This window comes from Rhizobium sp. NFR07, from assembly GCF_900111905.1.
In the GTDB taxonomy this organism is placed as follows: Bacteria; Pseudomonadota; Alphaproteobacteria; order Rhizobiales; family Rhizobiaceae; genus Neorhizobium.
The window spans coordinates 571,303-595,182 of the sequence record NZ_FOKM01000001.1 but is presented as its reverse complement, the minus strand read 5'-3'; the positions used below and the strand labels follow the sequence as shown (position 1 = coordinate 595,182).

Annotated in this window: 22 protein-coding genes and 1 pseudogene; 15 read left to right on the top strand and 8 right to left on the bottom strand. The window is 62.6% G+C overall.

The window, feature by feature from the left end:
• Positions 1–8 precede the first annotated feature (8 nt).
• From BM216_RS02620 to BM216_RS02610, 3 genes are all read left to right on the top strand, one after another.
• Entirely contained in the window at positions 9–1,103 is a 1,095-nt protein-coding gene (locus BM216_RS02620) for a DUF917 domain-containing protein (RefSeq protein WP_092994429.1), read from the top strand.
• Positions 1,100–1,579: a hypothetical protein gene (locus BM216_RS02615; protein ID WP_092994426.1), complete on the top strand. Its 480-nt coding sequence runs from the start codon at positions 1,100–1,102 to the stop codon at positions 1,577–1,579. The genes BM216_RS02620 and BM216_RS02615 overlap by 4 nt, the downstream gene beginning before the upstream one ends.
• Before the next feature lie 72 nt (positions 1,580–1,651).
• Entirely contained in the window at positions 1,652–3,313 is a 1,662-nt protein-coding gene (locus BM216_RS02610; RefSeq protein WP_092994423.1) for a urocanate hydratase, read from the top strand.
• A gap of 24 nt (positions 3,314–3,337) precedes the next feature.
• Here BM216_RS02610 and BM216_RS02605 read toward each other — a convergent pair whose 3' ends face one another.
• The 4 genes from BM216_RS02605 to BM216_RS02590 all read right to left on the bottom strand — a co-directional run bounded on the left by BM216_RS02605 (position 3,338) and on the right by BM216_RS02590 (position 7,782).
• Positions 3,338–4,261, bottom strand: coding sequence for a pseudouridine-5'-phosphate glycosidase (locus tag BM216_RS02605; protein WP_092994420.1), 924 nt, complete (start codon positions 4,259–4,261; stop codon positions 3,338–3,340).
• A 14-nt stretch (positions 4,262–4,275) separates the two neighbouring features.
• Positions 4,276–5,388, bottom strand: coding sequence for a carbohydrate kinase (locus BM216_RS02600; RefSeq protein WP_092995090.1), 1,113 nt, complete (start codon positions 5,386–5,388; stop codon positions 4,276–4,278).
• 141 nt (positions 5,389–5,529) lie between these two features.
• The gene (gene gnd, locus BM216_RS02595; RefSeq protein WP_092994417.1) at positions 5,530–6,528 is read right to left on the bottom strand and encodes a phosphogluconate dehydrogenase (NAD(+)-dependent, decarboxylating); all 999 of its coding nucleotides are present in this window, start codon (positions 6,526–6,528) and stop codon (positions 5,530–5,532) included.
• A 135-nt stretch (positions 6,529–6,663) separates the two neighbouring features.
• The gene (locus BM216_RS02590; protein ID WP_092994414.1) at positions 6,664–7,782 is read right to left on the bottom strand and encodes an anhydro-N-acetylmuramic acid kinase; all 1,119 of its coding nucleotides are present in this window, start codon (positions 7,780–7,782) and stop codon (positions 6,664–6,666) included.
• Positions 7,783–8,208: 426 nt separating this feature from the next.
• On the opposite strand from BM216_RS02590, the gene repA reads away from it, so the two are divergent.
• From repA to BM216_RS02570, 4 genes are all read left to right on the top strand, one after another.
• Entirely contained in the window at positions 8,209–9,429 is a 1,221-nt protein-coding gene (gene repA, locus BM216_RS02585; protein WP_244530062.1) for a plasmid partitioning protein RepA, read from the top strand.
• Between the two features lie 21 nt (positions 9,430–9,450).
• A complete protein-coding gene (gene repB, locus BM216_RS02580) occupies positions 9,451–10,527 on the top strand; it encodes a plasmid partitioning protein RepB (RefSeq protein ID WP_092994411.1) in 1,077 nt (358 codons plus the stop codon).
• A gap of 229 nt (positions 10,528–10,756) precedes the next feature.
• Entirely contained in the window at positions 10,757–11,962 is a 1,206-nt protein-coding gene (gene repC / locus BM216_RS02575) for a plasmid replication protein RepC (protein ID WP_092994409.1), read from the top strand.
• Positions 11,963–12,065: 103 nt separating this feature from the next.
• Complete coding sequence (locus BM216_RS02570) at positions 12,066–13,571, top strand: acetyl-CoA hydrolase/transferase family protein (protein WP_092995084.1); 1,506 nt, start codon at positions 12,066–12,068, stop codon at positions 13,569–13,571.
• Positions 13,572–13,602: 31 nt separating this feature from the next.
• On the opposite strand, the gene BM216_RS02565 is transcribed toward BM216_RS02570, so the two are convergent.
• Positions 13,603–14,445 (bottom strand): glycosyl transferase, encoded by an 843-nt coding sequence (locus BM216_RS02565; RefSeq protein ID WP_092994406.1) that lies wholly within the window; start codon positions 14,443–14,445, stop codon positions 13,603–13,605.
• Positions 14,446–14,678: 233 nt separating this feature from the next.
• On the opposite strand from BM216_RS02565, the gene BM216_RS02560 reads away from it, so the two are divergent.
• From BM216_RS02560 to BM216_RS02550, 3 genes are all read left to right on the top strand, one after another.
• Positions 14,679–15,383 (top strand): GntR family transcriptional regulator, encoded by a 705-nt coding sequence (locus tag BM216_RS02560; protein ID WP_092994403.1) that lies wholly within the window; start codon positions 14,679–14,681, stop codon positions 15,381–15,383.
• A gap of 102 nt (positions 15,384–15,485) precedes the next feature.
• On the top strand, positions 15,486–16,454 hold the full coding sequence (locus BM216_RS02555) for a dihydrodipicolinate synthase family protein (RefSeq protein WP_092994400.1): 969 nt from the start codon (positions 15,486–15,488) through the stop codon (positions 16,452–16,454).
• Between the two features lie 81 nt (positions 16,455–16,535).
• Positions 16,536–17,804: an NAD(P)/FAD-dependent oxidoreductase gene (locus tag BM216_RS02550; RefSeq protein WP_143102714.1), complete on the top strand. Its 1,269-nt coding sequence runs from the start codon at positions 16,536–16,538 to the stop codon at positions 17,802–17,804.
• A gap of 4 nt (positions 17,805–17,808) precedes the next feature.
• Here BM216_RS02550 and BM216_RS02545 read toward each other — a convergent pair whose 3' ends face one another.
• The 3 genes from BM216_RS02545 to BM216_RS02535 form a co-directional block, all read right to left on the bottom strand.
• Positions 17,809–18,843 (bottom strand): trans-3-hydroxy-L-proline dehydratase, encoded by a 1,035-nt coding sequence (locus BM216_RS02545; RefSeq protein ID WP_092994394.1) that lies wholly within the window; start codon positions 18,841–18,843, stop codon positions 17,809–17,811.
• A 25-nt stretch (positions 18,844–18,868) separates the two neighbouring features.
• The gene (locus BM216_RS02540) at positions 18,869–19,885 is read right to left on the bottom strand and encodes an Ldh family oxidoreductase (RefSeq protein ID WP_092994391.1); all 1,017 of its coding nucleotides are present in this window, start codon (positions 19,883–19,885) and stop codon (positions 18,869–18,871) included.
• Between the two features lie 88 nt (positions 19,886–19,973).
• Positions 19,974–20,429: an Lrp/AsnC family transcriptional regulator gene (locus BM216_RS02535; RefSeq protein ID WP_177230689.1), complete on the bottom strand. Its 456-nt coding sequence runs from the start codon at positions 20,427–20,429 to the stop codon at positions 19,974–19,976.
• Between the two features lie 123 nt (positions 20,430–20,552).
• On the opposite strand from BM216_RS02535, the gene alr reads away from it, so the two are divergent.
• The 5 genes and pseudogenes from alr (at position 20,553) to BM216_RS33945 (ending at position 23,829) form a co-directional block, all read left to right on the top strand.
• Entirely contained in the window at positions 20,553–21,683 is a 1,131-nt protein-coding gene (alr, locus tag BM216_RS02530) for an alanine racemase (RefSeq protein WP_092994385.1), read from the top strand.
• Positions 21,684–21,708: 25 nt separating this feature from the next.
• A pseudogene (locus BM216_RS02525) lies at positions 21,709–22,953 on the top strand (D-amino acid dehydrogenase); the annotation flags it as partial.
• A gap of 188 nt (positions 22,954–23,141) precedes the next feature.
• Positions 23,142–23,360, top strand: a complete 219-nt coding sequence (locus tag BM216_RS02520) for a hypothetical protein (protein ID WP_143102713.1) — start codon at positions 23,142–23,144, stop codon at positions 23,358–23,360.
• Between the two features lie 12 nt (positions 23,361–23,372).
• A complete protein-coding gene (locus BM216_RS02515) occupies positions 23,373–23,651 on the top strand; it encodes a hypothetical protein (RefSeq protein WP_092994375.1) in 279 nt (92 codons plus the stop codon).
• Between the two features lie 10 nt (positions 23,652–23,661).
• On the top strand, positions 23,662–23,829 hold the full coding sequence (locus BM216_RS33945) for a hypothetical protein (RefSeq protein ID WP_177230688.1): 168 nt from the start codon (positions 23,662–23,664) through the stop codon (positions 23,827–23,829).
• Positions 23,830–23,880: the final 51 nt, after the last annotated feature.

Below are 23,880 nucleotides of genomic sequence, written 5' to 3'. Positions count from 1 at the left end.
GAAACTGCATGGGTCGCATATTGACGGAAAAGGATGTCGAGGCTGCGGTCCGCGGGGGCTCGGTCTATGCCGCTGGCGGCGGCGGATGGTCGGATCACGGCCGAATGCTGGGTTATGCCGCCGTCTCGATCGGCAAGCCGGAGCTGATCTCGATCGACGAACTGGACGACGATGACTGGGTCGCGACGGCCGCCGCAATCGGCGCGCCGGCCTCGACCACGGCCTGGGAAATGCAGGGCATCGATTACGTCAAGGCGGTGCAACTGCTGCAGGACGCGCTCGGCGAGAAGGTCTCGGCGCTGATGATCGGCCAGAACGGCAAATCCTCGACGCTGAACGGTTGGCTGCCCTCGGCCATCCTCGGCACCAAGGTTCTGGATGCGGTGGGCGACGTCCGCGCCCACCCGACCGGCGACATGGGCTCGATCGGCATGGCCAATTCCCCCGAACAGATGATCCAGACCGCCGTCGGCGGCAACCGCAGTGAGAACCGCTATATCGAGCTCGTCGTGCGCGGGGCCACAGCCAAGGTCTCGCCGGTCCTGCGCACCGCATCCGACATGTCCGGCGGCTTCATCGCCTCCTGCCGCAATCCGTTGCACGCTTCCTACGTCCGCCAGAACGCCGCCCTCGGCGGCATAAGCTTGGCACTCAAGCTCGGCGAGGCGATCATCGAGGCGGACAAGAAGGGCGGTCACGCGATCATCGATGCCATCGTCAAGACGACGGGCGGCACGATCATCGGCGAGGGGCATGTGACGGACAAGTCCGTGGTCTACACGAAGGAAGCCTTCGACGTCGGCACGATCACCCTCGGCAGCGGCGACAGCGCCGTAAAGCTGCATGTGATGAACGAATACATGGCGGTGGACGATGCAGGGGGCAAACGCCTGGCGACCTTCCCCGATATTATCGCCACTCTGTCGCCCGATGGCGAGCCGATGAGCGTCGGCCAGCTTGAGGTCGGCATGCCCGTCTTCCTGCTGCATGTGCCGAAGACGATCATCCCGCTGTCATCGAGCGTCAAGGATCCGTCGGTCTATCCGATCTGCGAGAAGGCGCTGGGGATCAGCATTGCGGACTATGCTTTGAAGGGCGCATGATGCAGCGGCTCTACAACATCGTAGTGTATTTTTGTGGAATTCTTGCGGCCTTGCTTGTATCGAAACCTGCATTCGCAGCTCCCGACAGCAATTGCCTTTCTGCGTTGATGGCAGCCTTTGAAGGACAGGCCGATGCTTCTAGCTGTCCCTTCCAGCGCATGCAGGATGGCCGATTTATTGGCGTCTCAAGCGCGCAAGGTATTTTCTTTGTCAGCACTGAGGGCAATGAAAGCATATACGTCAGGCTGGACGTAAACTCTGAAACCATACTGTTGAAGAAGCTCGCTCGTTCTCTGAGGCCTAACGGGATATCGGGTCGCCAGACGGCACCGGATGCGAAGTACTTTTACTATCCTTTCTTCGGTCCGGCTGGCAGCGTCAGCAAAAAGAACCACCCTGACAGGATGCAGTTTATTTGCCCCCAACCGAACACGTTGTCCCTCACCGAGGTCGAACGTTGTGAAGACTGGGGCTGATCAAAGACTTGGATTTCGATTATCGACTGCCCGCATCCTAAAATCAGCCACGGTACGAATAGGGAGAACACCATGCCGAAGCCGAACCCGCGTCATCCGAAATTTCCGATCCCCGGCGGTTCGGAACTGCGCGCCAAGGGCTGGCGGCAGGAGGCGCTGCTGCGGCTTCTCGAAAACGTGCTTTCGGTCGGCGAGGATCCGGACAATCTCATCGTCTATGCCGCGCTCGGCAAGGCGGCGCGCAACTGGGCGGCACATGATTCGATCGTCAAGGCGCTGAAGGAGATGGACGAGGATCAGACGCTGATCATCCAGTCCGGCAAGCCGGTGGGCCTTCTGAAAACCCATGCCAAGGCGCCGCTCGTTATCATGGCTAATTGCAACATCGTCGGCCAATGGGCGAAGGCCGAGTATTTCTACGAGCTGCAGGAAAAGGGCCTGATCTGCTGGGGCGGGCTGACGGCCGGCGCCTGGCAGTATATCGGCAGCCAGGGCGTCATCCAGGGCACCTACGAGATCTTCATGCGCATCGCCGAAAAGCGCTTCGACGGCACGCTGGCCGGCCGCTTCGTGCTGACGGCCGGTCTCGGCGGCATGGGCGGCGCCCAGCCGCTTGCCGGTTGCATGGCGGGTGCTGCGATCCTGGTGGTCGACATCGATCCGGACCGGGTAGCGAAGCGCAGGGAAATCGGCTTCCTCGACGAAGTGGCCCCCGATCTCGATGCCGCGCTCGCGATGATCGACGCGGCGGTGAAGGAGAAGCGCGCCGTCTCCATCGGCCTTGTCGGCAATGCCGCGGATATCTATCCGCAGATCGTCAGGCGCGGCATCGTGCCCGATGTCGTTTCCGACCAGACATCAGCGCATGATCTCGTTTATGGCTATGTGCCAAAGGGCATGAGCCTTGAAGAAGTGCGCCGGCTGCGAAAAGAGGGGCAGGGGCAGCTGATGGCCGCAAGCCGCGCCTCGATCGCAGATCACGTCAGTGCCATGCTGACGCTGCAGGAAAAGGGCGCAGAGGTCTTCGACAACGGCAACCTCATCCGCACCCAGGCCAAACAGGGTGGCGTCGAAAACGCCTTCGACATCCCGATCTTCACCGAGGCATATCTGCGGCCGCTGTTCTGCCAGGCGATCGGGCCGTTCCGCTGGATGGCGCTGTCGGGCGAAGAAAGCGATATCGCCCGCATTGACGATCTGGTTCTGGAGCTTTTCCCGGACAATCATATCGTCACCAACTGGATCCGGCTGGCGCGAGAGAACGTGCCGTTCGAAGGCCTGCCGGCGCGCATCGCCTGGCTCGGACATGGCGAGCGGACCAAACTGGCGCTGGCGGTCAATGATCTCGTGGCGAAGGGCGAACTTAAAGGCCCGATCGCCTTCTCGCGCGACCATCTCGATGCCGGCGCAATGGCGCATCCCAACATCATGACCGAGAACATGAAGGACGGGTCGGACGCGATCGCCGACTGGCCGCTGATCAATGCGATGACGCTCTGCTCGTCACAGGCCGATCTCGTCGTGATCCATTCGGGCGGCGGCGGTTATGCCGGCTACATGACGAGCGCCGGCGTCACGATCGTCGCCGACGGCACCGAGGCTGCGGCCGAGCGGCTCGACATGGCGATCACCAACGACACCTCGCTCGGCATCATCCGCTATGCGGATGCCGGCTATGAGGAGGCGGAGAAAGCCGCCGAACGCGGCGACGTCCCGCATATACGGCTGGGCTGACGCCCAGCCGTAGCTCACAGAAGGTCAAACCTTCTTCAGGGCGGAATAGGCGACGGCCATCTTGGCCGCCAGCGCCGCATTGTTCTTCACCAGCTCGATGTTGGATTTCAGGCTCTCGCCCTTGGAAAGCTCGTTGATGCGGGCGAGCAGGAAGGGCGTCAGTTCCTTGCGGCCGATGCCTCGCTCGTCCGCTTCGCGCACCGCGTCGGCAATCGTGCCGTCGATGAATTCCGGTGTCAGGGCTGCCGCTTCCGGGATCGGGTTGGCGATCAGCAGGCCTGTGCCGGTGCCGAGCTGGTGATGCAGCCACATGGCCTTGGCGATCTCGGCGGCGCTGTCCAGTTTGTGGTCTGCCTTATAGCCGCTCTTGCGGGTGAAGAAGGCCGGGAAATCCTCGGTGCCATAGGCGATCACCGGAACGCGCTGGGTTTCCAGATATTCGAGCGTCTTGGCGATATCGAGGATCGATTTCACGCCGGCGCAGACGACGGCCGTCTTGGTGCGGCCGAGCTCGGTCAGGTCGGCGGAAATATCAAAGGTCTGTTCGGCGCCGCGATGCACGCCGCCGACGCCGCCCGTGGCAAAGATCTCGATGCCGGCGAGATCGGCGAGCAGCATGGTGGCCGACACCGTGGTGCCGGCCGTCTGGCCGCGCACCATGGCGACGGCGAGGTCACGGCCCGAGGCCTTCACCACGTTCTTCGCCTGTGCGAGCGTTTCCAGCTCCTCCGGGTCGAGGCCGGCGCGCAGCTCGCCGTCGATCACCGCGATCGTCGCCGGCACCGCGCCGTTTGCGCGTACCACCGCCTCGACGGCCTTCGCCGTTTCAAGATTGGCCGGATAGGGCATGCCGTGGGTGATGATCGTCGATTCCAGCGCAACGACCGGGCCGCCCTTGGCGACGGCATCGGCGACTTCCTTGTTGAGCTTCGGCTTCATGAGCTGCATGTCGGCATGTCCTTTCAAGTTTTGAGCCTGTACCGATGTTCCTCGAGGAACGCGGCGGAGAGGCCGGGATGCACACTCGATGCGCATTCCGTTGTCAGTGTGGCAGCGAGTGCGCCCGTGCGCGCCGCATCGAAAATGTCGTCGCCTTCGAGAAGGCGGTGAAGCGTCGCCGCGATCATCGCGTCGCCGGCGCCGGTCATGTCGACGGGCACGGCCGCGACCGCGTCGATGAAGGCGACGGTTTCAGGTCCGGCAACCGCCATGCCCCGTGGCCCGGCGCTGACGACGGCCATGGCGGCACCGGCCTGCTGCAACGCGCGCGCAGCCTGCCCGGCGCCATCCGGCGTAAGCTCGTTCGACAGGCCGAGAATGGCATTGGCCTCGTCGATATTCATGAACAGAAGATCGATGCCGGCAAGGTCCTTCGGCAGGCGGGCGGCCTTGTGGGTGGAAACCGCGTCGATGGCGAGCCTGCAGGATGCTGATCTGCACTTGGCAATCAGCGTCGAAAGCGCATCGGCCGAGAGATTGCAGTCGGCAAACACCCAGCCTGCCGAGGCCAGATGCGGCCAGGCGCGCTCGATGTGATCGGGCTGGAACAGATCGAAAATGCTCATGTCGGCAATGCCGAGCACGAGATCGCCGGCGGCATCGAGGATCGCCGCATATTCCGCCGTCGGGCGCTCTTTCGTCGTCACCACCTGGCTGACATCGATGCCGATCTCGCGCATGTATTTGAGAAGCGCGTGCCCGCCGTCATCGTCACCGACGATCGAAATGAAGCCGGTGGAGGAGCCGAGCCGGGCAAGGTTTTCCGCGACATTGCGGGCGACGCCACCGAGGCTGCGGGTGCTGTCGACCGGATTGGAGGTTTCGAGCACGATTTTTGCCCGCGCATGATATTTGCGGTCGAGAACCGCGCCGCCGATGCAGACCACCCGCGCCTCCGAGGCGAGTAGATAACCGCGCCCGAGAATGTGTCCCTTGTTCATCAGCTGGACGATATGCGCCGCCACCGTCGAGCGGGCAAGGCCGAGCGCATCGGCGATTTCCTGCTGCCCGACAAAAGGGTTTTCCCGGATCAGGTTGAGGACGGCGCTTTCCTGCGGTGCAAGCGGCTGGTTCATGGCATGGGCCTCGGCACGTCGCGGCGAGGGCGGTCTCGCGATGACATGCGCAGAAACAAAAATCGGAGCGAAAGGATAACCTCCGCTCCGATCATTCATGCAAACATCTGACTAGTGTGTCAACAGTTGTTTATTCAGGCGTCACTTGTTATGCGGCTTTTCGACATGGCCACCGAAGGCCTTGCGCATCGCCGACAGCATCTTGTTTGCATAGTCGGCATTGCCCTGGCTGTCGAAGCGGCTGAACACGGCGGCGGACAGAACCGGCACCGGAACGCCCATGTCGATAGCAGCCTTCATCGTCCAGCGACCTTCGCCGGAATCCGAAACGCGCCCGCTGAACGCGCTGAGCGACGGGTCGCCCTTCAACGCATCGGCGGTGAGGTCGAGCAGCCAGGAGCCGACGACGCTGCCATGGCGCCAGACTTCGCTGATCGCCTCGATATCCATGTCGAACTGGTAATACTGCTTGTCCGGCAACGGCGTGGTTTCGGCATCCGCCTCGCGGTGGCTGTGGCCGGCATTGGCCTGCTTCAGCACGTTGAAGCCCTCGGCATAGGCCTGCATCATGCCGTATTCGATGCCGTTATGGACCATCTTGACGAAGTGGCCGGCGCCGCTCGGGCCGCAATGGAGGTAGCCGCGCTCGGCCGGGCGAAGCGAAGGATCGAGATCGGCTCCGGGTGCCAGCGCCGCGAAGATCGGGTCGAGTGTCTGGACGGCCTTGTCCGGTCCGCCGATCATCAGGCAGAAGCCGCGTTCGAGGCCCCACACACCGCCGCTCGTCCCGACGTCGACATAGGAAATGCCCTTGTCTGCAAGCTTGGCGCTCTGGTCGACCGCTTCGCGATAATTGGAATTGCCGCCGTCGATGATGATGTCGCCCGGCTCCATGAAGGCGGCGAGTTGATCGACGATGGCTGGCGTGATCGCTGCCGGCAGCATCACCCAGACGGCGCGCGGCGGCGTCAGTTTTTCGAGGAACTGTTCGACGGACGAAATTCCGGTCGCGCCTTCGCCGACCAGCGTCTGAACGGCTGCCGGGTTGACGTCGTAGACGATGCATTCATGGCCGGCGCGCATCAGGCGACGCACCATGTTGCCGCCCATGCGGCCCAGTCCCATCATTCCGATCTGCATGTGTAAGCCTCTCGATGCAGTTTTAGAGTCGGCAGGACACTAGGGCGATGTGTCGCAGGTCTCAAGTTTTTAAATCGATTTACTTTTTTGTTGTGTGATGCCGTCGCGATTGTCACAAAAATATGACGGAAAATATCAAGGTTTTGCCAGGCGTCCGCCGGTTTGCGCCTGCGGGACGCCGGTCGTGGTGGGAAAGCTGATCGGCAAGCCGCGCGCCACGCGCACGGCAAGAAACGCGAAACACTCGGCTTCGACGGCATCGCCGCGCCAGCCGAATGTGTCGGCCGACACGGCTTTGACCCGCGCCCGGCTCTCCAGCATCCCCACGATCGTCGGGTTGTGCCGACCACCGCCACTGACAATCAGCTGCTTCGGTCGCCGGGGCAACAGATCCAGCGCCTTGCCGACAGCAGAGGCGGTAAAGGCGGAAAGCGTCGCTGCTCCGTCGGCAGCATTCAGGCCATCCGCCATGGCCGCGGTGAAATCGAACCGGTCGAGCGACTTGGGGTAGGGCGCGGTCAGATAAGGATGTTGCAGCAGGTGTTCGAGCCTCTCTTCATCAACCGTACCGGAGGCGCCGAGCGCGCCGTCGCGGTCCATGTCGCCAAGTCCGAGCCCCTTGATGAAATCGTTGAGCGGCGCATTGGCCGGCCCCGTGTCGAAGGCGACGAGCAGATCCCCGCCGTCCCACCATGTAATATTGCCGACCCCGCCGAGATTAAGGATGGCGCTGTCGCCGCTCCGGTCGACGCCGCGTAGCAGCGCCGTGTGATAGATCGCCGCCAGCGGCGCGCCCTGTCCCCCGGCGCGGACATCGGCGGTGCGGAAATCATAGGCCACTTCTGTGCCGAGGATCTGCGCCATTAACTGTCCGTTGCCGAGCTGGCGCGTATCGCCGAGCCTATCCTTGGTCGGCGCCCGGTGCAGCACTGTCTGGCCGTGAAAACCGACGATACGGATCTGGTCCATCGCAAGGCCTGTACTTGCCACAAGGTCCTGCACGGCCTTCGACTGGGCGCGGGTCAGTGCCTCCTCCGCTTGCGCGAAGATCGTCGGCTCAGGCCCGTCGAAATTCCACTGGCGGGCCTGGCGTAGGCTTTCCTCCAGCATGCGCAGCGTCTCGGCCGAATAGGGAGAGAGCCTGTAGTCACCGAAGGTCTCGACGCTTTCGCCATCCGTCTTGATGAGCGCGACATCGATATTGCCGTCGAGCACGGTTCCCGTCATCAGGCCGACTGCCCAAATTGGCTCCATTTGCTGATCTCCACCTCAAGCCGCACCGAATCACATTCTTCTTTATAGTGCGAACCTCGTCGCCGAGGCAGCCGAACGGGTGCGGGTTTCGATCGAGCAGGGTTGTCCAGAGGGAAAATTCGGCCGTTTCGGGACTTCTGACGCCATCAAGGCGCAAATGTGACAGAAATTTCTTGACGCGACTCACGCATGCGTCCACCGTCCGTAACGGTTACAGGCGAATATCTTGCTTTTTGGCGTAACCGGATCGCTCCGCTGTTAATTTAAGTTCGGAGCGTATGGCGCCTGCAAGGTCGCTGTCTGTCAATGTCCCTTCGCATCCGCGGTCCATGGTGGTCACGGATAAAGGAGGGGCTGATGGACATCAAGGAGACGTTGGGAATGGCCGTATCGGCTAAGAAATCTGGAGCGCCCAAGGGCGCGGGCATGCTGGAGGAGCGCCAGCTCGCGGACGAAACGATCGCCCGTGACGCACGCGCGCTCTCCGAGCAGCTGAAGGCGATGCGCGAGCGGCTTTTCCCGCCGCTGTCGAGCAAGACGCTGCGCAGCTTCTCCTCGGGCGAGGCGGCCAAGCTCATCGGCGTCTCGGACGGGTATCTGCGCCAGCTTTCGCTTGCCGGCGAAGGCCCGCAGCCGGAGACCGGTGCCGGTGGCCGCCGTTTCTATTCGCTGTCGGATATCAATGCGCTGCGCGCCCATCTCGCCGACCAGGCGATCGCCAAGGGCAATGTCGCCAAGGCGAAGGGTTACCTGCCTCGCCGCGACGCGGCCGCGGGCGAACATCTGCAGGTCATTTCCGTCACCAACTTCAAAGGCGGCTCCGGCAAGACGACGTCGGCTGCCCATCTTGCCCAGTATCTGGCACTGACCGGTCACCGCGTGCTGGCGATCGATCTCGATCCGCAGGCTTCGCTCTCTGCCCTCTTCGGCTACCAGCCGGAACTCGACCTCACCGGCAATGACACGCTTTATGGCGCGATCCGCTATGACGACGAGCAGCGCGCCTTGTCGGATATCATCCGGGGCACCTATTTCCCCGGCCTCGATCTCGTGCCCGGCAATATCGAACTGCAGGAATTCGAGCATGTGACACCGCAGGCGCTGGCCGATCGGCAGAACGGCAAGGATCGTGGGCCGATGTTCTTCGCCCGCATCCAGGCGGTTCTGGCGACGGTCGAAAACGACTACGACATCGTCATCATCGACTGCCCGCCGCAGCTCGGTTACCTGACGCTGTCGGCGCTCTGCGCCTCAACCTCGGTCATCGTCACTGTTCATCCGCAGATGCTCGACGTCGCCTCGATGAACCAGTTCCTGTTCATGACCTCCGACCTTCTGTCGGTGGTGCGCGAGGCGGGCGGCACGCTCAATTTCGACTTCCTCCGTTATCTCGTCACCCGCTTCGAGCCCAATGACGGGCCGCAAGCGCAGATCGTCGGCTTCATGCGCTCGCTTTTCGGCGACCGCGTGCTGACGGCCCCGATGCTGAAATCCACGGCCGTCTCCGATGCGGGCCTGACGAAGCAGACGCTCTACGAGGTCGGCCGCGAGAACTTCACCCGTTCCACCTATGACCGCGCGGTCGAGGCGATGAACGCGGTCAATGGCGAGGTCGAGACACTCATTCATGCGGCCTGGGGCCGGTAAACGGAAGGAAGGTTTTCGGACATGGCAGGCAGCCGCAAGAACGAGTTGAAAGCGCTTTTCGGAGGCGGGCTTGCGCCCGGCGCCGATCCTGCGCCCGAGACCACGTCGGTGCCGAAGCCGGTTGCCGAAACGCCGGCCGTGCAGACCGGACCCGGCGCCAATCAGGGCGCGCGGACCTCTTCCGGCGCGGTCAAGGCCATGGGTCTGTCGCTCAACGCCATGAGCCGCGAGGTGGAAGAAGCCCGTCTTCTTCGTCAGGCGCTGAGCGAAGGCGAACGCGTTGTCACCATCCATCCCGACAAGATCGACTCCTCCTTCGTCGAAGACCGGCTGCGGCTCGGCGAACAGGATGACGAGGATCTCGCGGCGCTGATCGACAGCATGCGCGAAAGCGGCCAGCAGGTGCCGGTCCTGTTGCGCAACCATCCGGAAAAACCGGGCCGCTACCAGACCGCCTACGGCCACCGCCGTATCCGTGCCGCATCGCGGCTCGGCATCGAGGTCAAGGCGATCGTCCGTGCCCTGTCCGATGACGAGCTGGTTCTGGCGCAGGGCAAGGAAAACGCCGAGCGCCGCAACCTCTCCTTCATCGAGCGCGCGGTCTTTGCAAAAAACCTTTTGACCCACGGTTTCGACCGCAAGGTCATCGGCGATGCGTTGTCGGTACAGAAAAGCGAGCTGTCGCGACTGCTGCAGGTGGTCGAAAGCGTGCCGGACACGGTGATCCGCGCCGTCGGTGCAGCCCCGAAGGCCGGACGCGATCGCTGGATGAAACTCGGTGAGCTACTCGGCTCCGCAAAGGCGCAGACTTCGGCCGGTGAGGAGACCGAGAGCCGGGCTTTCCAGATGGCCGGCAGCGACGAGCGTTTCCAGCGCCTGTTCGACCGGCTGTCGTCCAAGCCGAAGGTGGAGCGCGCCGAGCCTCTAGCGCTGACCGACAGCAACGGCAAGGTGTTTGCCCAGCTGCGCAAGGACGGCAAGTCCAGCCGCATCGAGTTCGCCGCAGGCGTGGACAGAAGTTTCGTCGACGAGGCCACCAAGGCGCTTGTCGAACACTATAACGCATTTCTCGCCGGCCGATCCCCGAACAAGGGATAGGGCGGAGAAAACGAAGGTTTATCGAGAGAAAGAAAAGGAAGCCAAGAGAGCAAGAAAAAAGGCCCCCAAAACGTCACCGTCCTGGAAGCCCTCTTCAATCTAAGCAGTTCAAGAGAATCACTTCCGATGCCCAAAGTCAAGAGTCGACGGCAGTAATGCCGGCTTCGGCGCGATGATTTATGGCTGAAAGGTACGTCTGCCGGGCACTTGCCTCCGCACGGAGACGCACATGGTAGAGAGAATGGCAACGACGCCTTTCGGCGGCGCGCGCTTTACTGCGCGGAATTTTGCCCTCCAGGCCGAAGTCGAGCGCCGGCAGGAAAGCCTGCGCTCGGGCGATGCCGGAAATTACAAGGGCAAGGCTGAGAAGTGGCAACTGATACGGGCGCTGAGCGAGGCGCGTGAGGTCTACGGTCTTTCCGACCGGTCGATCTGCGTACTCGAGGCGCTGACCAGCTTCCACCAGGACAGGGAGCTCGACGGCAGCAAGCCGATCATCGTCTTCCCCTCCAATGTGGAACTGTCGATCCGCTCGCGTGGCATGTCGCCGCCGACGCTGCGCCGGCATCTGGCGGCGCTTGTCGATGGAGGCTTCATCTTCCGCCGCGACAGTGCCAACGGCAAACGCTTCTGCCGACGTGACGGCGAAGGAAAGGTCGAGGACGCGTTCGGCTTTGACCTCGCGCCCTTCGCATTGCGCGCCGAGGAGATCCTGGCATCGGCGGAGAAGGTGAGGGAAGAGACCAAACGTCTTGCGGCGCTGAGGGCCGAGATGACGCTTCACCTGCGCGACGTGGCAAAGATCATCGAGGCGGCTCTGCACGAAGAGCGTTCAGGCGACTGGATGGGGTATCACGAGCGACTGGCCGCATTATCCGGACGCTACATGCGCCTGCTGGACCATGAAACACTCAAGGCACGCTGTGCAGAGCTCATCCGTCTTCGTGCGGAGGTGGAGACCGAATACCTCAATTCTCTTTCGGAACAAGAAATGAGCGCCAATGAGGTACTTTTTGAGCGCCATATTCAGAATTCAAACACAGACCCAAATCTTGAATTAACCGGCAAAGAGCAAAATACGCGGGCGGCGGCACCTGCATCCCCCAAGCGGAAGCCGAAGGAAGAGGCGATCCTGCTGGAGGAATTCCTGCAGCGCTGCCCGCAGATAGCCGATTACGTGAAGGGTGGCGTCAAGGATTGGCGTGATGTGCTGTCGGCGGCGGAACTGGTCCGCTCGATGCTGGGGGTCAGCCCGAGCGCCTGGGCGGATGCACGCCAGGCCATGGGGGATAGGACCGCGGCGATCGTCATCGCGGCCATGCTCGAAAAAGCTGATTCAATCCGGTCTGCCGGCGGATATCTGCGCGAACTGACCCGCAAGGCGCAGCTCAACCGCTTCTCGATCCGGCCGATGCTCAATGCGCTGCGGGTTTGAGGCCCGCGGCGTCCACCCGATCGGCCGGCGTCATTGTTGACGTTGATCAAGGCCGGGGTATCGGGTCCATGTAGAGATGGCGCATCGTCAATCGGGCAAGACCATGATCGAACATCGCATACGTCGTCCCGAACTGCTTGACCGCATCATGAGCCCGGCGGCGGCGGCATCCTTGATCAAGGACGGTATGATCGTCGGGATGAGCGGCTTTACCCGTGCCGGAGATGCAAAGGCAGTGCCCTTGGCCATGGCCGACCGGGCAAAGGTCGCTCCGTTCCAGATCACGCTGATCACCGGAGCGTCGCTCGGGCACGATATCGATCGGGTTCTGACCGAGGCAAAGGTCCTGGCGCGGCGTATGCCCTTCCAGTCGGATGCGGTCTTGCGCGCGGCTATCAATCGCGGCGAGGTCATGTTCATCGACCAGCATCTGTCGGAAACCGTCGAGCATCTTCGCTCCAACCAGCTCGGGCCGATCGACTATGCGATCGTCGAGGCGGCGGCGATCAACGAGATGGGCGGTATCGTGCCGACGACGTCGATCGGCAATTCGGCAAGCTTCGCCATTCTGGCGAAAAAGATCATCGTCGAAATCAATCTCGGCCAGTCGGCAGGGCTCGAAGGTCTGCACGACATCTATATTCCCGGCCGCCGTCCGACGCGCGTTCCCATCCCGGTCGTCGCCTGCGACAGCAGGGTCGGGTTCAACTATGTGCCGATCGACCCGGACAGGATCGCGGCAATCGTCGTCACCAACGAAAAGGACAGCGCCTCCGCCGTCGAACCGGAAGACGACAAGACCCGGATGATCGCGGCGCATCTCGTCAGCTTCTTCAAGAAGGAGGTCGCAGCTGGCAGGCTGGACCTGACGCTGCAGCCCTTGCAGGCCGGGATCGGTACGGTCGCCAACTCGGTCCTGAAAGGACTGGCTGCCGGGCCGTTCCATCATCTGCGGATGTATAGCGAAGTCTTGCAGGACAGCACGTTCGATCTGTTCGACGAGGGAAAGCTCTCGTTTGCCTCCGGCTCGTCCATCACCTTGTCATCGGCCTGCGCGGAGCGGGTATTCGGAAATTTCGAACGCTACAAGGACCGGCTCGTCCTCAGACCCCAGGAGATCAGCAACCATCCGGAAGTAATCCGCCGGCTCGGCGTGATCGGCATCAATACAGCGCTGGAAGTGGATATCTACGGCAACGTCAACTCGACCCATGTCAACGGCACCCACATGATGAACGGTATCGGCGGATCGGGTGACTTTGCCCGCAACGCCTATGTCTCGATCTTCGTCACCAAGTCGCTTGCCAAGGACGGCCGGCTTTCCGCCATCGTGCCGATGGTTCCGCATGTCGACCACACGGAACACGACGTCGACATCATCGTGACCGAACAGGGGCTTGCGGATCTGCGGGAACTGGCGCCGCGAGAGCGGGCCTCGAGGATTATCGAAAACTGCTGCCATCCGGACTTTCGCGCCGAACTCGAAGACTATTTCGTTCGAGCCTGCGCGCGCGGCGGGCATACGCCGCATCTTTTGGAGGAAGCGTTGTCCTGGCATGAGCGCGGGCGGCAGACCGGCACGATGCGTCATCCCGTCCCGGCGATCTGAAACGAAATAGCTGGCCGCTGGCGCGAGCCGACTATTCCCGCCAGTTGTCGGCGACCCACGGGGCCGGGCGGATATAGTGGCGCAGGTGCCTGAAGGCGGACTTTTTCGGGCGCTTGGCCTTGTCGAACACATTCATGATGTGCGTGAGCGGCGACACGACCTGTCCGCTCTGGCCGAAAACGCCCTTCGCGGCATTCTGCGGATGGAAGTTCCGCGGGAAGAGAACGATCCTCGCTTTCTTCGGCAGGGAAGGGGCGAAGAAATAGTTCAGCGGGAAAGGCCAGCGGCAATCCTGCTTGAAGTGAAGTACCGAACGGCGCGGGAAAAGCGTTATGCCGCCCGGCGCATTGCGCGTGACATAGCGCTGCTCGAACTTGAACTCGTCTGCCACCGCCTGCGGATTGGCGCGGAACTTTTGCTGGATCGGTACCAGTTTGCCGACGGGGAAACGGAAAACGGATGTCTGTCCGAGACGCTCGAACGGCGTCGTCTGGTTACGGGCGAGAACCACGTCATCGGCCTTGCCGACGGTGAAGAAATCATCGAGCGAGCCGACGATCACCAGATCGAGGTCGAGGAACAGAACCGGGCCGCGCAGCGAGCCGAGCGTCGGCCCCCACAGGCGTGACTTCTGCCAGATGCCCTTGGTGTTGGTCGGCATGTTCTCGATGCCGAGCGGCGGCAGGTCCTCGCAGAGGATTTCCGGGTGCAGCCCTTCGCGGGTATCGGTGAAGCAGGTAAAGGTGAAGGGTGGCGTGATGTTGCGCTTCACCATGCCGTACAGCTTGTTGATGAAAACGGGGCCGTATTTGGTGCCCCAACTGATGCAGATGACCTGCTTGACGCCGTTGCTTGCAGCCAGAACATCACTCATGAACGCACCCGATACCTGGATTGTTGTTACGCCGAACTTTGGGCATCAGCGATGCGTGCCACCTGCGACAAGCCGCTATTTAGGCGCGGCGGAAGCGTGGCGCAAGCTTTGCCGATGCAGCTCACCTATGAAGAAATGTGTCGGCAACCCTGCAATGGCGGGAAACGCCGGCTGATCTTTGCGTGCCGATGCGCTAAAGCCATGGTACATCATGTCGACAAGAGGGGAAACATATGGCCGACAATGATCCGGGTCTGACGTTGGAGCGCAAGCGCGGCTCCGGGGTAAAGCTCGTCTACGATCTCCTGCGTGACGAGATCCTGGACCTGAAGCTCGCACCCGGCAGCGCTATAGACGAGGTGCAGCTGGCATCCCGTTTCGGCATGTCGCGCACCCCGATCCGCGAGGCATTGGTCCGGCTTGCCGGGGAAGGGTTGATCGAGACGCTGCCCAACCGCTCGACCATGGTGTCGAATATCGACTTCCTCGGCATGCCCGCCTATTTCGATGCGCTCGTGCTGATGTACCGGGTGACCACGCGGCTTGCGGCACAGCATCACCGCGCGGAAGATCTCGAAATCATCCGCGAGCACCAGGCGGAATTCACCGCGGCCGTCGAGGCGCAGGATGCGCTGGCGATGATCGCAACCAATGCCGCCTTCCATTCCGCGATCGCGGCTGCCGGCCGCAACAGCTATTACGCCGCCTTCTTCGATCGGCTGCTCGGCGAGGGGCGCCGCATGCTGCGGCTTTATTACCAGTCTTATGAAGACCGGCTGCCGCCGCGTTTCGTCGACGAGCACGAGGAAATCATCGCAGCGATCGAGGCCCGCGACGTCACGGCCGCCGACCGGTTCGGCAAGGCCCATGGCGAACAGATCGTCGAGCAGATCGGCCGTCTTCTCACCCGCAACGATAGGGTCGATATCGATCTTTGATTTCTTGTATTTTTTTTGTCGACAACGTTTCTGGAAGGAGTATTCTCCTTTCCAGAAACGCGGGATGCCATGCCCGCCAGTTGCTTCAAGGAGTTCTCACAGATGAAGGCCAGTATCTTTTCCGGCGTCGTGCCGGCCCTGATGACCCCGTGCAAGGCGGACCGCAGCCCGGATTTCGACGCGCTGGTCGCCAAGGCCAAGCAGCTGATCGCAACGGGCATGTCGGCCGTCGTCTATTGCGGATCGATGGGTGACTGGCCACTTCTGACGGATGCACAGCGCATGGAAGGCGTCGAGCGCCTGGTCAAGGCCGGCATTCCGGTCATCGTCGGCACGGGCGCGATCAACTCCGCTTCCGCCGTCGCCCTTGCCGCCCATGCCCAGAAGGTCGGTGCCCAGGGCCTCATGGTCATCCCGCGCGTTCTTTCCCGCGGTTCGGTGATCTCGGCCCAGAAGGCCCATTTCAAGGCGATCCTCTCGGCCGCCCCGGATCTGCCGGCCGTCATCTACAACAGCCCCTATTACGGCTTCGCCACCCGCGCCGACTTGTTCTTCGCGCTCCGCGCCGAGCACCCGAACCTCGTCGGCTTCAAGGAATTCGGCGGCCCTGCCGACATGCGTTATGCGGCTGAAAACATCACCAGCCGCGACGATAACGTCACCCTGATGATCGGCGTCGATACCGCTGTCTTCCACGGCTACGTCAACTGCGGCGCGACCGGTGCGATCACCGGGATCGGCAACGTCCTGCCGAAGGAAGTGCTGCATCTGTGCAATCTGGCTCAGGCGGCTGCCGCCGGCGACGCCGATGCGCGCGCCCGTGCCAAGGAGCTCGAAGAGGCGCTCGGCGTGCTTTCCTCCTTCGACGAAGGCCCGGATCTGGTTCTCTACTTCAAGCACATGATGGTGCTGAAGGGGAATAAGGAATTCGCACTGAACTTCATCGAGACCGACGTGCTCTCCGACAGCCAGCGTGGCTATGTCGAGGCGCAGCTCGCGCTCTTCGACAAGTGGTATGCCGACTGGAGCAAGTTGCCCGGCGCGGTGCAGGCCTACAAGGCTGCTGCCTGATCTTTGAAGCCCTCCTTGCGGAGGGCTTTTTCTATCCGTATCGAAATAGTGCACATGCCGTAGCCGGATCTGCCGGCCGGCATGACAGCCGGGAAGCATGAGAGAATGAAGAGATCGGATGTCGTGGTGATCGGGGCAGGCGTGGTCGGCCTGTCGGCGGCAATCGCCGCGCAGATGCGCGGCCTCAGCGTCACCGTGCTTGATCGTGAAGGCCCGGCGGCAGGGGCTTCGGCCGGCAATGCCGGTGCCTTCGCCTTTACCGATATCCTGCCGCTTGCCTCTCCGGGAATCCTGAAGAAGGCACCGAAATGGCTGCTCGATCCGCTCGGCCCGTTGTCCATCCCGCCGGCCTATGCGCTCAATATCGCGCCTTGGATGTTCCGCTTCTGGCGGGCCTGTCAGCCGTCGCGGGTCGATCATTCGGTCGCGGCGCAGACCTCGCTTATGGATCTGTCGAAGGCGGAACTTGAAGGCTTTCTGTCCGCTACCGAAACGCTGTCCATGCTGCGCAAGGAAGGCAATCTGCAGGTCTATGAAAGCCATGCCGAGCTGCAGGCTTCGATGCCCGGCTGGGAGGCGCGCGCCCGTCACGGGATCGAGTTCAGCCATATGGACGCGGCGGAGATGGCAGCGATTCAGCCGGGTCTCGCCCCGCGCTTCACCCATGGCACCTTCACGCCGGGATGGTATTCGATCGCCGATCCGAAATTTTACACGCTCGCGCTGGCCGATAATTTTCGCACCCGCGGCGGCACGATCGAGATCGGCAACGTCAAGGCGCTGCGGCCGGTCGGCGACGGCGTCGAGATCGTCACCGCGAACGGCACGGTGGTGAAGACCGGCAAGGTCGTACTCGCTGCCGGTGCCTTTTCCCACCAGATTGCCCGTTCGCTCGGTGAAAATATCCCGCTGGAGACCGAGCGCGGCTATAACACGACGCTGCCGGCCGATGCCTTCGACCTGCGCACCCAGGTTACCTTCGGCGGCCATGGCTTCGTCGTCACCCGGCTGACAAGCGGCATCCGCGTCGGCGGCGCGGTCGAACTCGGCGGTCTCAAACTGCCGCCGAATTTCACCCGCTCGGATGCGATGCTGAAGAAGGCGCAGGATTTTCTGCCGGGCCTGAAGCCGCATGGCGGTACGCAGTGGATGGGCTTTCGCCCGTCACTGCCCGACAGCCTGCCGGCGATCGGCAGGTCCGAGGCGACGGCGAGCGTCATTTACGCCTTCGGGCATGGTCATCTCGGCCTCACGCAATCGGCCGGAACGGCACGGCTCGTCGCCGATATTCTGACCGGCCAGACGCCATCGATCGAACTGGTGCCATTCTTGCCACAGCGGTTCGGCTAAGGCCTCAGCCGCCGATCTTCGGCCAAGTGTCCGACAGGCGATAGCCGCCCGGCCACGGATCGGACGGGTCGAGCATCAGTTGATGCGTGCCGGTAATCCAGGCGCGGCCGGAAATCAGCGGATAGATCGCATCCCGTTCGCCGATCTTCGTCACCGCATCGATGCTGCAGCGGAATTCCGAGCCGATGATCGAGCGGCCGATATAGGTCTCGCCGACCGCCATCTCGCCCCGGGCATGCAGCACCGCCATTCGCGCGGAGCAGCCGGTTCCGGTCGGTGAGCGGTCGATTTTGCCGGGCTGGATGACGACGGCGTTGGCGCCGCTCAAAACGCCGTTCTCGCGGGTGAGGGGAGCGGCGATCTGGCAGAAGGAAATGTGGTCCCAGCCGGCATTTTCCGGATGGGTAAAACCGAGCTGCTCATTGGCCGCATTGGTGATCTTCACGCCCGCTTCCGCGATCTCGCGGGCCTCGTCCGGCTTCACCTCGAAACCGAGTGCTTTCGCATCGACGATGACGAAACTGTCGCCGCCATAGGCGGTGTCCACCGTCAGCGTCCCGAGCCCGGCAACCTCCAGCGACACACCGAGCTTGTCGGCGAAGGAGGGCACATTGCGCACCGTGATCCGCTCGGCCTTGCCGTTGCGGCATTCGGCGGTGACATCCACCAGCCCGCCCGGTGCCTCCAGCACCATCTTCGTCACCGGTTCGGTCATCGGGATGATGCCGCTGTCGAGCAGCACGGTGGAGACGCAGATCGAGTTGGAACCGGACATGGGCGGCGTGTCGGCCGGTTCCATGATGATCCAGCCCATCTGCGCCCGCGGGTCCTTCGGCGGCACCAGCAGGTTGACGTGACGGAAGACGCCGCCGCGCGGCTCGTTCAGCACGAAATTGCGCAGCGTCTCGTCCTTGGCGATGAAGCGCGACTGTTCCCAGATCGTGTCGCCCGGGGGAGGGACGACACCGCCGACGATGACATCGCCGACCTCGCCTTCCGCATGGCAGCTGACGACATGGATGATTTTTGACGTGCGCATCACGGCTTCTCCCGAAATCGATCGATCAGGCTTCGGCCAGCGCCTTCAGCTTGTCGTAGTTTTCCGCCGAGAGCGGAATGCCGTCCTTTTCCGCCTTGGCGCGGGTCACATGGCGACGGTCGCCGGGCAGGCGTTCCTGGCCGGCTTCCAGCACCAGATCGCAAATGCCGGCGACGCGTTCGGCAAACACGTCGTTTCCTCCGCGCGCCGGATCGATGAGGATGAAGAACTGGCCGGTAAACGGCGTCTGCGCGCCTTTGTGGCCGCTCCAGTCGAACTCGCCGGAGAAATAGCCGCCGGTCAGCGCCGCACTGAGTATCTCCACCATCAGCGCGATCGAATTGCCCTTGTGGCCGCCGAAGGGCAGAAGCGCGCCGCCACCCAGAATTTCCTTCGGGTCATTGGTCGGCTGGCCATCGCGGTCGACGCCCATGCCGGGCTTCAGATCATGGCCAGCACGTGCCGCGATCTGCACGTCGCCATGGGCGATGGCGGAAGACGCCTGGTCGAAGACGAAGGGGGCAGCACCCGCGCGCGGCGAGGCAAAGGCGACCGGATTGGTGCCGAATACCGCCTTCTTGCCGCCGTGGGGCACGACGCAAGCCATGCTGTTGACGACGCTCAGCGCAACAAGACCTTCTTCCGCAAACGGCTCGACATCCGGCCAGAGCGCGCTGAAATGGTGGGAACGGCGGATGGCCAGCACGGCGACGCCGTTCTCTCTCACCTTCTCGATCAGCAGCGGCCGCGCGGCCAGCATCGCCGGCTGCGTGAAGCCCCCCTTGGCATCGACGCGAACGAAGGCCGGTCCGACATCCTCGACCTCGGGAATTGCCTTGCCGTCGACCCAGCCGCTATTCAGCGAAGACACATAGCCCGCCATGCGAAAGATGCCGTGGCTCAGCGATCCGTCGCGTTCGCAGCTCGCGCAATTCTCCGCCAGGATTTTCGCATTATGGTCCGACACGCCGTTCCTGGTGAAGATGCGTTCGAGCAGGGCGACGAGGTCTGAATAGGACAGGCGAGCGGTGTCGAGGGTCATGCGGACTCCAGGTTTTTGGGCGAATGCGGGCCACTTCGTGCCACACCGACCATATCCGCTAACGGGCTGCTTTCAACCGGTTTGCGCGTTATTTCAAGCGCGTGACCAGCACGTTGCGGATGGAAAAGCTGGAATGGATGCGCAGCACGCCAGGCAGGGCGGAGAGGATGGTCTTGTGGATGCGCTCGAACTCGCCGGCATTGGCCACCTCGACGCGCAACAGGTAGTCCGAGCCTCCTGTCATCAGGAAACATTCGCGAATTTCAGGGTAACGGCGGACTGCTGCCTCGAAGCGGTTGAGGTAATCCTCCGTCTGTCGTTCCAGCGTGATGTTGATGATGACTGCGATCGTGTTCTGCCCTTCGCCATTGTCGACGATGGCCGTATAGCCACGGATGACGCCCGCATCCTCCATCAGCTTGATGCGCCTGAGGCAAGCTGAAGGCGACAGCCCGACCTCGGCCGCGAGCGCGGCATTTGTCGCCCGCGCATTGAGTCTCAGAAGCCTGAGGAGGTTGCGATCGATTGCATCCAGAGCTAGCATGGAGAAAATTCCAAATTTTCGAACAATGTTGTGATGATTGTAATCCTGTCGCATAAACGATCAATGATCGGCAGGAAATTCTGAGATAATTTCAATACCGTTCTCCAAAAAAAGGGGATCGTTATGAATGCGGATCTGTTCAAGGGCAGGGGTGCTCCGCTGGCGCTTGGCGCATCGGGCTATCTGACGATCAATCTGTCGGCCATTCGCCGCAATTATCAGAAGCTCGCCGACATGCTGGCGCCGGCAAGAACTGCCGCCGTCGTCAAGGCAGATGCCTATGGGCTCGGCGCCGAGCCGGTCTCCAGCACGCTTTACGGCGCAGGCTGTCGCGACTTCTTCGTCGCCCAGTTCGGTGAGGCCATCCGCCTGCGCCCGGCCTTGGCCGATGACGCCCGTCTCTATGTGCTGAACGGCCTGCAGCCGGGCAGCGAACTCGAATGCGCGGCCGCCGGCATCATCCCCATCATCAACTGTCTCGAACAGCTGGACCGCTGGACGGCGGTGGCGCTGGATCAGGGGCGCCGACTGCCCTGCGTCCTGCAGTTCGATACCGGCATGTCGCGCTTCGGTCTGACGACTGGAGAAGCCGACCGTATCGCGGCCGATCTCGACCGGTATTCAGCTGCCGTCGATATCCGTTTCGTCATGAGCCATCTGGCATCGGCCGACGAGCCGGAGAGCGTGCAGAATGCCGACCAGCTGGCAGCCTTTGCGGCGCTCAGCGAGAAATTTTCCGAGTTTCTGCCTTGCTTCGCCAATTCGGGCGGTGTCTTTCTCGGGACGGGCTATCACTCTGCGCTGGCTAGGCCCGGCATCGCACTCTATGGCGGCAATCCGACAGGGCTGCCGGAAAATCCGATGGAGCCGGTGGTCGAGCTCAAGGTTGCGGTCGCCCAGACCCGCACGGTTCCGGCAGGCTCCAGGATCGGTTACGGCGGCGCCTATATCGCGACGAAGGAGATGCGGCTTGCAACGCTCGCCGCCGGTTATGCCGACGGCCTCCCACGCTGCCTCGGTGATCGCGGCGCCGTCTATTTCGGCGATTTCCGCCTGCCGATCGTCGGCCGCGTTTCGATGGACAGCATGACGGTGGATGTCAGCGCGCTGCCGGAAGGCACGTTGTCGCTCGGCAGCCTCGTCGAAGTCATCGGCCCGCATCAGTCGATCGAGGATCTGGCGGCTGACGCAGGCACGATCGCCTATGAGATCCTGACCAGCCTCGGCTGGCGTTACCATCGTCAATATCTATGATCAGCAGAACAAAAGAAGCGGGAACATCATGAAAGTCATCGTATTGGGAGCCGGCGTCATCGGCGTCACCACGGCCTACCAGCTGGCCAAGGCCGGCCATGAGGTGACGGTCATCGACCGCCAGGCCGGCCCGGCGCTGGAGACGAGCTTCGCCAACGCCGGCGAGGTCTCCTTCGGCTACTGCTCGCCCTGGGCCGCCCCCGGCATCCCGATGAAGGCGCTCAAATGGATCTTCATGGAGCACGCGCCGCTGATCCTGCGCCCGAAGCTGGATGCGGCGATGCTCTCCTGGATGGTCAAGATGCTCTCCAACTGCACGTCGGAACGCTATGCGATCAACAAGAGCCGCATGCTGCGTCTCGCCGATTACAGCCGTATCGCGCTGGCCGAACTCCGCCAGGAAACCGGTATAGCCTATGACGAGCGGATGCAGGGCACGCTGCAGCTCTTCCGCACGCAGCAGCAGCTCGAAGCCTCGGCCAAGGACGTCAAGGCGCTGGCGGCGGACGGCATTCCTTATGAAGTGCTCGATCCGGAAGGCTGCATCCGCGTCGAGCCGGCGCTGAAGCATGTGCGAGAAAAGATCGTCGGCGGGCTGCTGACGCCGAAGGATGAAACGGGCGACTGCTTCAAGTTCACCAATGCGCTGGCGCTGAAGGCGAAGGAGCTGGGCGTCACCTTCTCCTACGGCACCCATATCAAGGCGCTTGATGTCCAGGCGGGCAAAGTCCGCGGTGTCGTCACCGACCGCGAGAGCCTTCGCGCCGATGCGGTCGTGGTCGCGCTCGGCAGCTATTCGCCGCTGCTTCTGAAGCCGCTCGGCATTTCCCTGCCGGTCTATCCGGTCAAGGGTTATTCTCTGACGATCCCGATCACCGATGCTTCGCGCGCGCCGGAATCGACCGTCATGGACGAGACCTACAAGATCGCCATCACCCGCCTCGGCGACCGCATCCGGGTCGGTGGCATGGCGGAAATCTCCGGCTATACCAACGATCTCGGCCAGAAGCGCCGCGCCACGCTGGAGCATTCGGTCACCGATCTCTTCCCGGGCGGCGATGTAGCCAAGGCGAATTTCTGGTCCGGCCTGCGGCCAATGACGCCGGACGGCACGCCGGTGATCGGCGCCACCAATGTCGGTGGTCTCTTCCTCAATACCGGCCACGGCACGCTCGGCTGGACGATGAGTTGCGGCTCGGCCAGGGTCATTAGCGACGTCGTCGGCGGCAAGCGACCGGAAATCGACGCGACGGATCTTGCCGTCGCCCGCTCGCCTGAACTCGGTGGCCGACCGTTCGGCGGGTGCAGCGCCCGCCGAACCCACATGACTTCCCTATTTCTTAGGCTTCGCCGTCCAATCGAAAGCCTATGAACCTCCCGCTACCTTCTGATCAGACATCTCGTTTGATGTCCGGCTTCGCCCCTACGGCGAGGCCATCCTTCAGAAGGAGTAGAACCATGTATGGTCGTTTGGGAGGCATGTACTTCCTGCACCTCACGGAAGCCAGCGCGCAGCGTCGCCGCCTGGCCCAGCCCAGTCATGCAAAATCCAATCATTCTACAGACCCCGTGGGCGCGAACCGCCCGGCCGAGGGCTTCGCCATGTTCGTCCGGCTCGTGGCCGTCATGGGCATCGCGTTTGCGGCGGTCGCCGCACTGGCAATCATGGTCGGTTAAGGAGAGATCACGATGGGCAAGTTTGCAATGACGGATCGGGAACCTCCCTCGACGGGCATCCGCTTCACCGTGGGCCGTGATGTCAGTGGCCGCTGGATCGTCACCGACACGCTCGGCAAGGTCGGCGGATTGTTCACCGATCGCGCCTCGGCCGTCCATTTCGCCATGTTCGAAAGCGATCACACGCCGGGCGCCGTCTGGTGCCTGCCGGAACATGTCGTCGTAAAATTCGGCGAGGTGTTCGATGGCCGCAGGCTCAGCGCGACCAGCAGGGTCGCCGGAAGAGCGTGAGGCTGAAGCCATGTCCCACCCGATCCGGTACCTGAGGGGATATGTCTATCCCCGCGGCAGGACGCCCTTTCTCGGGCGCCCTCATTCTTGGGCGGCGGATGCCGTTCTCGGCGTGGCCGCCGTGCTGCTGGCGGTCCTCGCGCTAGCCTATGCGCTTACCGTTCTCGCCGGGCTCTAGGCCTGGCATTCCGGGCAAGAATCCCTACGAAATCTTAATATCTCAGGGCGG

Excerpts from the sequence above, each read along its gene's own strand:
- BM216_RS02570 (WP_092995084.1), top strand. The coding sequence starts at position 12,066 with ATGATCGAACATCGCATACGTCGTCCCGAACTGCTTGACCGCATCATG.
- BM216_RS02520 (WP_143102713.1), top strand. The coding sequence starts at position 23,142 with ATGTATGGTCGTTTGGGAGGCATGTACTTCCTGCACCTCACGGAAGCC.
- alr (WP_092994385.1), top strand. The coding sequence starts at position 20,553 with ATGAATGCGGATCTGTTCAAGGGCAGGGGTGCTCCGCTGGCGCTTGGC.
- BM216_RS02600 (WP_092995090.1), bottom strand. The coding sequence starts at position 5,388 with ATGAACCAGCCGCTTGCACCGCAGGAAAGCGCCGTCCTCAACCTGATC.
- BM216_RS02565 (WP_092994406.1), bottom strand. The coding sequence starts at position 14,445 with ATGAGTGATGTTCTGGCTGCAAGCAACGGCGTCAAGCAGGTCATCTGC.
- BM216_RS33945 (WP_177230688.1), top strand. The coding sequence starts at position 23,662 with ATGTCCCACCCGATCCGGTACCTGAGGGGATATGTCTATCCCCGCGGC.
- repB (WP_092994411.1), top strand. The coding sequence starts at position 9,451 with ATGGCAGGCAGCCGCAAGAACGAGTTGAAAGCGCTTTTCGGAGGCGGG.
- BM216_RS02605 (WP_092994420.1), bottom strand. The coding sequence starts at position 4,261 with ATGCAGCTCATGAAGCCGAAGCTCAACAAGGAAGTCGCCGATGCCGTC.
- BM216_RS02610 (WP_092994423.1), top strand. The coding sequence starts at position 1,652 with ATGCCGAAGCCGAACCCGCGTCATCCGAAATTTCCGATCCCCGGCGGT.
- BM216_RS02555 (WP_092994400.1), top strand. The coding sequence starts at position 15,486 with ATGAAGGCCAGTATCTTTTCCGGCGTCGTGCCGGCCCTGATGACCCCG.
- BM216_RS02620 (WP_092994429.1), top strand. The coding sequence starts at position 9 with ATGGGTCGCATATTGACGGAAAAGGATGTCGAGGCTGCGGTCCGCGGG.
- BM216_RS02540 (WP_092994391.1), bottom strand. The coding sequence starts at position 19,885 with ATGACCCTCGACACCGCTCGCCTGTCCTATTCAGACCTCGTCGCCCTG.
- BM216_RS02515 (WP_092994375.1), top strand. The coding sequence starts at position 23,373 with ATGGGCAAGTTTGCAATGACGGATCGGGAACCTCCCTCGACGGGCATC.
- BM216_RS02550 (WP_143102714.1), top strand. The coding sequence starts at position 16,536 with ATGACAGCCGGGAAGCATGAGAGAATGAAGAGATCGGATGTCGTGGTG.
- BM216_RS02615 (WP_092994426.1), top strand. The coding sequence starts at position 1,100 with ATGATGCAGCGGCTCTACAACATCGTAGTGTATTTTTGTGGAATTCTT.
- BM216_RS02545 (WP_092994394.1), bottom strand. The coding sequence starts at position 18,843 with ATGCGCACGTCAAAAATCATCCATGTCGTCAGCTGCCATGCGGAAGGC.
- repA (WP_244530062.1), top strand. The coding sequence starts at position 8,209 with ATGCTGGAGGAGCGCCAGCTCGCGGACGAAACGATCGCCCGTGACGCA.
- BM216_RS02560 (WP_092994403.1), top strand. The coding sequence starts at position 14,679 with ATGGCCGACAATGATCCGGGTCTGACGTTGGAGCGCAAGCGCGGCTCC.
- repC (WP_092994409.1), top strand. The coding sequence starts at position 10,757 with ATGGTAGAGAGAATGGCAACGACGCCTTTCGGCGGCGCGCGCTTTACT.
- BM216_RS02535 (WP_177230689.1), bottom strand. The coding sequence starts at position 20,429 with ATGCTAGCTCTGGATGCAATCGATCGCAACCTCCTCAGGCTTCTGAGA.
- BM216_RS02590 (WP_092994414.1), bottom strand. The coding sequence starts at position 7,782 with ATGGAGCCAATTTGGGCAGTCGGCCTGATGACGGGAACCGTGCTCGAC.
- gnd (WP_092994417.1), bottom strand. The coding sequence starts at position 6,528 with ATGCAGATCGGAATGATGGGACTGGGCCGCATGGGCGGCAACATGGTG.